We start from the raw sequence: 1674 nt of genomic DNA on the forward strand, positions 1-1674 counted from the left end.
TGAACAGCTCCCTGTCAAGTAGACAGTGGAAATAATAAAAAACACTTTAAGCGGCTTGAACCCTGTATTCTAATGGGCTTAAGCCGTTTAATTTTTCTTGGTAACGTTCATTATTGTAAAACTGGATATAATTATCTATCGCTTGTTGTAACGCTTCAAATGTCTCATACTTATGTAGGTAATACTTTTCACACTTCAACGTCCCCCAAAACGATTCCATTGGTCCATTATCTATACATTTTCCTACACGTGACATGCTATGAATCATTTTTGCCTTTTCTATCTTTCTCTTAAACCCATGTGACGTATATTGATACCCTCGATCACTATGAATCAATGGATGTTCATTCTCTTTTAATATAGTGATAGCTTGATCCAATGTTTGAAATACCAATTTATTATTGTTTGAATGTTCCAATACATAACTAATAATAGACCCATCATAAAGATCTAAAATGGCGCTTAAATACGTTTTCCTTCCGTTTCCTAATTTGAACTCCGTGACATCTGTTACCCATTTTTCATTGGGTTTGCTTGCAGTAAATTCACGATTTAGTCGGTTTTCAGCGACATATTGCGCAGTTGAGGGAACATAGCGCTTTCTTTTCCGACGAATCACGGACTGTAATCCAGCAATGTGCATTAAGCGATAAATGCGTTTGTGATTAAACTTTTTATGATACATTCTATTAATATTTAATTTCATTCTTCGGTACCCATAAATGCCTTCTACTCGTGCATAAATAGCTTGAATATCCAGAAGAATTGCTTCATTCTCTAATTCTCTAGCTGTTGGCGTACGCTGTAGCCATTTATAATAAGCAGCACGAGATACACCGGCAATTTCACATAAAAGGATTACTGCCAAATTTTCATGCGCATGTAAATCTTGAATCGCTCTATATTTATTTTGTAGACGAACGCTTGTTAACGACGCCTCCTTTCGAGTTCTTCTAACTTTTTTAAAAAAGCATTTTCTGCACGTAATCGTTCATTTTCTCGTTCTAAACGTTTCATTTCCAGTTTAAACTTTTCTTCAGCTGTTAATTCATATTCTTCTTTCTTTCGACCGCGTTTATCTTGTAGTGCTTCTTCACCATTTGCTTCAAACTTCTTGACCCATTGATATACTTGTTGATAAGAAACTTCATAACTTTCGGCAGTGAGCTGATAGTTTTTCTGATGTTGTATACAGTAATTCACAATTTGAATTCGTTCTTCTAACGTTGTTTTTCTTCTACTTGTCATAGAGTTTGTCATTCCTTTACCGGTATCATTTAGTTCTCTATGACTATTATACTTTTTAATCCATTTTCTCAAAACCGCAGTACTGGATATATTGTATTTTTGGATAATCTTGTTTAACGAATCGTGTCCTGATAGATAATCATTGACGGCTGCTAACTTTAGCTCTTTTGAGTAACGCTTCCAAGAAAGTGCTTCTTCTAGGCCGTCTTCACCATTCACTTCATACCTTCTTTTCCAATCTCTAATCGTCCCAGGATCAACAGAAAACTTTGCCGTAATGTCAGCTATTGAATGATGACCATCTTTATAAAGAGCTAAAATCGCCAATTTTTCAGCTTTAGAATATTTCATTCTAGCCATAAAAAATACTCCCCTTAGATAACAGATTTTTATTTTTTATCTGTCTACCTAATAGGGAGCATATCA

Annotated in this window: 1 protein-coding gene; it reads right to left on the reverse strand. The window is 34.9% G+C overall.

All coding sequences use genetic code 11. The annotated features are described in order from the left end of the window. Positions 1 to 46 precede the first annotated feature (46 nt). A protein-coding gene (locus tag MR168_RS32835; RefSeq protein WP_087942375.1) for an IS3 family transposase occupies positions 47 to 1608 on the reverse strand; the annotation gives its coding sequence in 2 pieces (ribosomal slippage) (positions 47 to 975 and positions 975 to 1608; 1563 coding nt in all). Between the last annotated feature and the right edge of the window lie 66 nt (positions 1609 to 1674).

The organism is Bacillus cereus group sp. BfR-BA-01356, assembly GCF_022663635.1.
Taxonomy (GTDB): Bacteria; Bacillota; Bacilli; order Bacillales; family Bacillaceae_G; genus Bacillus_A; species Bacillus_A cereus.